The 6,695-nt window shown below is 54.7% G+C and carries 7 protein-coding genes and 1 pseudogene; all 8 read left to right on the top strand.

All coding sequences use genetic code 11. The annotated features are described in order from the left end of the window. Positions 1-144 precede the first annotated feature (144 nt). On the top strand, positions 145-291 hold the full coding sequence (locus HZB29_10360; GenBank protein ID MBI5815993.1) for a type II toxin-antitoxin system Phd/YefM family antitoxin: 147 nt from the start codon (positions 145-147) through the stop codon (positions 289-291). Between the two features lie 82 nt (positions 292-373). Beyond that, positions 374-481 (top strand): annotated as a pseudogene (locus tag HZB29_10355) (hypothetical protein). 34 nt (positions 482-515) lie between these two features. Beyond that, a complete protein-coding gene (locus HZB29_10350; GenBank protein ID MBI5815992.1) occupies positions 516-1,598 on the top strand; it encodes a Fic family protein in 1,083 nt (360 codons plus the stop codon). 137 nt (positions 1,599-1,735) lie between these two features. After that, positions 1,736-3,025, top strand: a complete 1,290-nt coding sequence (gene purD / locus HZB29_10345; protein MBI5815991.1) for a phosphoribosylamine--glycine ligase — start codon at positions 1,736-1,738, stop codon at positions 3,023-3,025. Further along, the gene (locus HZB29_10340; GenBank protein MBI5815990.1) at positions 3,022-4,554 is read left to right on the top strand and encodes an ABC transporter substrate-binding protein; all 1,533 of its coding nucleotides are present in this window, start codon (positions 3,022-3,024) and stop codon (positions 4,552-4,554) included. Before purD ends, HZB29_10340 begins: the two co-directional genes overlap by 4 nt. Then, entirely contained in the window at positions 4,551-5,471 is a 921-nt protein-coding gene (locus HZB29_10335; GenBank protein MBI5815989.1) for an ABC transporter permease, read from the top strand. Before HZB29_10340 ends, HZB29_10335 begins: the two co-directional genes overlap by 4 nt. Next, positions 5,468-6,280, top strand: coding sequence for an ABC transporter permease (locus HZB29_10330; GenBank protein ID MBI5815988.1), 813 nt, complete (start codon positions 5,468-5,470; stop codon positions 6,278-6,280). The genes HZB29_10335 and HZB29_10330 overlap by 4 nt, the downstream gene beginning before the upstream one ends. 6 nt (positions 6,281-6,286) lie before the next feature. Then, positions 6,287-6,694: a DNA mismatch endonuclease Vsr gene (gene vsr / locus HZB29_10325; protein ID MBI5815987.1), complete on the top strand. Its 408-nt coding sequence runs from the start codon at positions 6,287-6,289 to the stop codon at positions 6,692-6,694. The last annotated feature ends 1 nt before the right edge of the window (position 6,695 follow it).

The raw sequence follows: 6,695 nt of genomic DNA, 5'->3' as shown, positions 1-6,695 counted from the left end.
CCAGGTTGAGGAAAGTGAGCGGTTATAAACACCTGCCGGAACTGCGTGAGATCATGAAACGGGCTCTGGCGGGGAAGATAATGGTGAAAGCGGCGTGACGGTCATGCCGGGAGTTTCAACTAAAAAAGGGATTGACTCGAATTCGTGGTTATTCCATATGAGGAGTTTGTGGCCCTTCAGGAACTTCTGGAAGATATGGAGGATTTGAGGGATCTGCGCGCCGCCAAGGCCGAAGACGCAGGCAATCCCGGCATAAGCCTTGAGGACGCAAAAAAAGAATTGCTGAAATAGCATGATTATTCTCCGCTTATGAATACTCTTTCCATCGATACGTTTTCGTTTTTTCCACCTTTATACTGACAGCCGATTTACGATGACAGGGAATTTAAACATCCTCATCCTCGGTTCCGGTGGCCGTGAACACGCTTTGGTGTGGAAAATCGCCCAAAGTCCGGCAGTCGCCAAAATATATTGCGCGCCGGTAAAGTATCCGGTTTTCAAAATAGTTTAACAAAATGAATTACGATCCGGACAAACCCTTTAATAATCTACCGCCATTGCCTCCTCCCGTGGAGCTTGAGACTAAAGCGGTGCTTAAGAAAGCGATTGCCGCCAATAAAGCCCTGGCAGAGTTGAAAGGGAGGGGTGAATTGATTCCAAACCAAGGAGTGTTTATCCAGACCATCGGTCTTCAGGAAGCCAAGTTGTCCTCTGAAATAGAGAATATCGTCACAACAGATGATGAGCTTTACCGGGCTTTCGCCGACGACGGACTCAGGACCAACCCTCACACCAAGGAAGTGCTTAATTATCAAGAGGCGCTATGGCGCGGGTTTAATATCATCAAGAACGAAAACAGGCCTCTGGCAACGAATCTTTTTGTGGAGCTGTATCAGATAATCAAGCAGACATCAGCGGGTGTGCGCAAAGTGTCCGGGACCAAACTGGCCAATTCCAGGGGGAAAGTAATCTATACACCTCCGGAAGGCGAAACGCGTTTGCGAGAAAAACTTGCGAATCTGGAGCGCTTCATCCATGCCGAAGATGGGATCGATCCGCTGGTGAAACTGGCCGTCATGCATTATCAGTTCGAGGCCATTCATCCGTTCACCGACGGCAATGGAAGGACCGGCAGGATCATTAATATCCTTTTTCTGGTGGAACGCCGCCTGCTGGACATTCCGATGCTGTATCTGAGCCGTTTTATAATCGAGAACAAGAATGATTATTACGCCGGCCTTTCGAACGTGACCAGTTCGGGAGCCTGGGAGCCATGGATTTTATATATGCTCGACGCGATCGAACAGATGTCGAAAATGACGACAGGCCGGATCGAGGCCATCCGCAACCTTATGGACGAGACCTCGGCGTTAATAAAAAAGAAGGCGCCCAGAATCCACTCGAAGGATTTAGTCGAGGTTTTGCATCGCCAACCTTATTGTAAAATAAAATTTCTGGAAGAGGCTGGGCTTGGCAACCGCCAAACGGCGTCCACTTATCTTAAGGAACTTGAGGCCATAGGGATACTTCAGGGTGTGAAAAGAGGGCGTGAAATGTACTATATTAACGATAAATTCCTTGAGATATTAATTAAATGAACATAATATCAATGAGTTGAGGATCAGTGCGTGAGTTAAACATATGATATAGATATGTCGAAATTTATTGATTTTTTCGACATATTAGTCTTAAATGGCTACCAAACGAACATTTAACGCTTTATGGATTATCAGCAATGACCAATAAGGCTCTAAACATCCTAATCCTCGGCTCTGGTGGCCGTGAGCACGCGCTGGCGTGGAAAATCGCCCAGAGTCCGCTTGTGTCCAAAATATATTGCGCGCCGGGGAATCCGGGGACGGAGTCTTGCGCGCAAAACATCCCCATCGCGGCGGACGATGTGCCCGCGCTGTTGAAATTCGCCAAAGAGAACAACATCCATCTCACCGTGCCGGGGCCGGAGGCTCCGCTGGTGCGGGGGGTGGTTAACACTTTTATCGCCGAGGGGCTTCTCATCGCCGGGCCGACGAAAGAAGCCGCCATGCTGGAAGGTTCCAAGATTTTCATGAAGGAAATCGTGGCGAAGTCCGGCGCGCCGACGGCGAGATACGAAGTCCACACGGATCGGGACGAAGCCATCGCCGCTCTGGAAAAATTTGGCGAGCGGGTGGTGATAAAAGCGGATGGATTGGCGGCGGGCAAGGGGGTTGTCGTCGCAAGCTCCCGCGATGAGGCGGTGGAGGCGATAGACTCCATGCTGGTGGAACGAGTGTTTGGCGACGCCGGGGCGAAGATAATATTGGAAGAAACGCTGGACGGCGAAGAGGCTTCCATCCTCGCTTTCTGCGACGGCGAACGGGTGATAATGATCCCGTCGTGCCAGGATCACAAACGCGTGGGCGATGACGACACAGGGCCGAACACCGGCGGCATGGGGGCGTATTCCCCTGCGCCTGTGATAACGCCGCAGCTTGAAAAGTGGATCGAAGAAAACGTGATGATAAAAGTGCTGCGGACGATGGCGGAAAGCGGAGTTCCATACAAAGGCATCCTGTACGGCGGGCTGATGATAACAAAGGACGGCCCTAAAGTCCTGGAGTTTAACTGCCGCTTCGGCGATCCCGAATGCCAGCCGATAATGGCGCGGATGGATAGCGATATTGTGCCCGTGCTTATGGCTATGGCGAAAGGTGATTTGCGCGGGGTTGAAGTGCGCTGGTCGCCGAAAGCGGCTGTGTGCGTTGTGATGGCGGCGGGTGGATATCCCGGATCGTACGAAAAAGGGAAGGTGATACAAGGGCTTGAGGCGGCTGGGGATATTCCCGGCATCGTCGTTTTTCAGGCCGGGACATCCCGTAACGCAAGTGGCGAGGTGGTCACATCCGGCGGGCGCGTCCTTGGAATCACCGCAACCGGCGGCACAGTGAAAGATGCCATCGACACTGCTTATAATGGAGTGGGCCAGATAAACTTCCCGGGCGCACATTACAGGAAGGACATAGGCCGCAGGGCGATTATACGATGACCCGCTCCGTCCGATGGGTGACAGCGTGTTTAATCGCGGCTCTCGCCTTCACCGCTTCATGCCAGCGGAATTCCGGCAGACCCGAAAACACCCTTGTTATAGCGCTTGAATCCAGCCCCACCGTGCTCGATCCAAGGCTGTCCACCGACGCCACCGCCGCCAAAATAGAGGGGCTCATCTTTAACGGCCTTGTCAAACGCAACGATGATTTCACCCTCTCCCCCGATCTGGCCGAAAGCTGGGAAAATCCATCCCCCACCCGCTACATTTTCCATCTGCGCCGCAACGTTAAATTCCACGACGGGACAACTTTCACCTCGCGCGATGTGAAGGCGGAGTTTGACTTCATCTCCAATCCGGCCAGCAAGTCGTTTTTGCGCGCGGCGTTTTCCGGCGTTCAAAGCGTGGAGACTCCGGATGAGGCCACGGTAATATTCGACCTTAAAGAGCCCAGCGCCCCGTTTCTTGACACGATGACAATGGCCATTGTCCCGGCCGGGGCCGGAGCCGATTTTGCCGAAAAACCTGCGGGGACCGGGCCTTTCAAATTTGTGGAATTCAAACGCGATGAAATCCTGACATTGGTTCGTAACGATAACCATTTCGATGGAGCGCCGAAAATCGGCCGGCTGGAATTTAAAATCATGCCCGACGAGACCGTGCGCACCCTATCGCTGGAGAGCGGCGAGGCTCAGGTGATAATGAATCCCATAACACCCGATCTGCTCCCCCGCTTCCGGGAAAATAAAAACCTTTCGGTGGTCACCGCGCCCGGTTCAAACTATTCGTATATCGGTTTTAACATGGAGGACCGGCTCACAGCGAATCCGGCGGTGCGAAAGGCCATCGCCCATGCAATAGACAGGGAGAGCGTGATAAGGCACATCCTCAAGGGGCTTGCGCGCCCGGCATCCGGCCCATTCTATCCGGCGATGGCGTTCCACGAAAATGACGTGGCGAAATTCGATTACGATCCGGACAGGGCCATGCGCATGCTCGACGAGGCGGGATTTGCCGACCCGGACGGGCCGGGGCCGATGACGCGCTTCACGCTAAGGTACTCCACTTCCCAGAATGAACTTCGCAAACGGATCGCCGAAGTGTTCCAGTGGCAGCTTGCGAAAGTGGGGATCGGGCTGGACATACGCTCGTATGAATGGGGCGCGTTCTATGCGGACATTAAGAAGGGGAATTTCCAGATGTTCTCGCTCACATGGGTGGGGATATCTGATCCGGACATTCTCCATTACATGTTCCATTCGTCGTCGCTCCCGCCGGACGGGGCGAACCGGGGGCGCTACGTCAACAAAACGCTGGACGGCCTTCTGGAAAATGGGAGAGTGACATTTGGCGATGAACGGCGGCAGGTGTATTCGCGGGCGCAAAAGATGATCGCGGAAGATTTGCCATATATCTCATTGTGGCATCCGGAAAATGTGGCGGTGACCGGCAGGCGGATCAAAAACTTCAGCCTTGGGCCGGACGAGGGGATAAAATCCCTTAAAGACGCCTGGATCGAGGGGCAATGAAGGATTACGCGGTCCGCAGGATACTTTCGGCCATACCGGTGGCCCTTGGGGTGGTGACGATGGTGTTCATGATCATCCACCTCACCCCCGGTGACCCTGTGGAGATAATGCTTGGGGAGAACGCCGCCGCCACGGACAAGGAGGCGCTGCGGCGTGAACTGAAGCTGGACAGGCCGATATTGGAGCAGTACGGCGCGTTCCTTTTCGGCCTGGCCCGGTTCGACCTTGGCAAGTCGCTCTACACGAAAAAAAGCGTGTTCGACTCAATAAAGGAGCGCTACGCGGCCACGGCCCAGCTTGCGCTGTGCGCCATGGCGCTTGCGTTGATCCTGGCGATACCGGCCGGCGTTATGGCGGCGGCGAAAAAGGACACATGGGCCGACCGCGGTTCCATGGCCATGTCGCTTATCGGCGTTTCGATGCCAAGCTTCTGGCTGGGGCCGCTTCTGATACTTCTTTTCGCCATAGAACTAAAATGGCTGCCGGTGGCTGGCAGGGGGGGCTTTGCGAGTCTTGTCCTCCCTTCGATCACTCTTGGGACCGCGATGGCGGCCATATTGTCCCGCCTGACGCGCGCGGCGATGATCGAATCGCTCAACGAAGAATATGTGGTCACAGCAACGGCCAAGGGGCTTTCGGGGCGGGTGGTGCTTTTCAAACATGCGCTGGCGAACGCGCTTCTGCCGGTGGTGACGGTGGCTGGGTTGCAGTTGGGCGCGCTTCTTGCCGGGGCGATTATCACGGAGACCATATTTTCATGGCCGGGGCTTGGAAGGCTCACAGTGCAGGCGATCAACGCGCGGGACTATCCATTGGTGCAGGGGTGTGTGCTGACCATCGCCATGTCATACGTCACGGTGAACCTGGCCGTGGACCTGATTTACGCTGTGATAGACCCCCGGGTGAGGCTTAAATGAACAACCTTCCCGGCAACCTGAAATTCGGCCTGGCGTTGACGCTGTTATTCGCATTCGTGGCGCTGACGGCGCCGCTCGTGTCGCCAGCGTCCCCGTTCGATCAGGACCTTTACAATGGACTGGGGTCTCCGGGGGCGGAACATCTTCTTGGCCAGGACAGGCTGGGGAGGGACATATTGAGCAGGATAATTTTCGGCGCCCGTATCTCCCTGCTAGTGGGATTCACCACAGTCACGGTGTCGGTGGTGATAGGCTCGGCCATCGGCGCGGCGGCGGGATACGCCGGGGGGAAGGTGGACGAGTTTGTGATGCGCGTGTGCGACGTTTTCTTGGCGTTCCCCGGCATACTGCTTGCCATCGCGGTGATGGCGATTTTGGGACCGAGCCTTTCCAACGTTATCATTGCTTTGTGCATGATGGGGTGGACGAGCTATGCCCGGCTTGTGCGCGGGCAGACGCTGACGCTGCGGGAGAGGGAGTACGTTCAGGCGGCGCGGGCGCTGGGGGCCGGCGCGCCAAGGGTGATCCTGCGACACATAATACCCAACGCGGCGCCGCCGGTGATCGTGGAAGCGACGTTCGGCGTGGCCTCGGCCATATTGGCGGAAGCGGGCTTAAGCTTTCTCGGTTTAGGCGTCCAGCCGCCGACCCCCAGTTGGGGCTCCATGCTGGCGGAAGGGCGTCAGTTTTTGCTGGTGGCCCCGCACCTGACGATTTTTCCGGGGTTGGCGGTGATGCTCACGGTGATGGGGATAAACTTTCTGGGAGATGGGTTGAGAGATTTGATGGATCCGAAGAGGAGGGGGTGACGGAAAATGGACATTATAACGCCCGCTCAACGGAGCGAACTAATGGGGAAAGTACGTTCCATCAACACAAGACCCGAGCTAATAGTTAGAAAAATCATTTTTAGAATGGGGTATCGTTACCGCCTGCACGCCAAAGATTTACCCGGCAGACCCGATTTGGTTTTCAGGCCAAGGGAGAAAGTTGTTTTCGTGAACGGATGTTTTTGGCATTTTCACAAAGGTTGCCCGGATGTCAGACCGCCGAAATCCAACAGGGTGTTTTGGCGGAAAAAGCTTGAGGGAAACAGAAAAAGGGATTCATCAAACTATCGCAAATTAAGTAAAATGGGATGGAAATACCTTATAATCTGGGAATGTCAAACAGCCGATGCGGCGAAACTTGAATCAAAGATACGTGATTTTCTTGGACGCTAAA

The sequence above is a fragment of the Nitrospinota bacterium genome, from assembly GCA_016235255.1.
Classification (GTDB): Bacteria; Nitrospinota_A; UBA7883; order UBA7883; family JACRLM01; genus JACRLM01.
The sequence above is the reverse complement of the archived record's forward strand: the minus strand, read 5'-3'. Positions and strand labels throughout refer to the sequence as shown.

Bases quoted from the DNA above. Each gene is read 5' to 3' on its own strand.
- HZB29_10340 (MBI5815990.1), top strand. From the start codon at position 3,022: ATGACCCGCTCCGTCCGATGGGTGACAGCGTGTTTAATCGCGGCTCTC.
- vsr (MBI5815987.1), top strand. From the start codon at position 6,287: ATGGACATTATAACGCCCGCTCAACGGAGCGAACTAATGGGGAAAGTA.
- purD (MBI5815991.1), top strand. From the start codon at position 1,736: ATGACCAATAAGGCTCTAAACATCCTAATCCTCGGCTCTGGTGGCCGT.
- HZB29_10335 (MBI5815989.1), top strand. From the start codon at position 4,551: ATGAAGGATTACGCGGTCCGCAGGATACTTTCGGCCATACCGGTGGCC.
- HZB29_10330 (MBI5815988.1), top strand. From the start codon at position 5,468: ATGAACAACCTTCCCGGCAACCTGAAATTCGGCCTGGCGTTGACGCTG.
- HZB29_10350 (MBI5815992.1), top strand. From the start codon at position 516: ATGAATTACGATCCGGACAAACCCTTTAATAATCTACCGCCATTGCCT.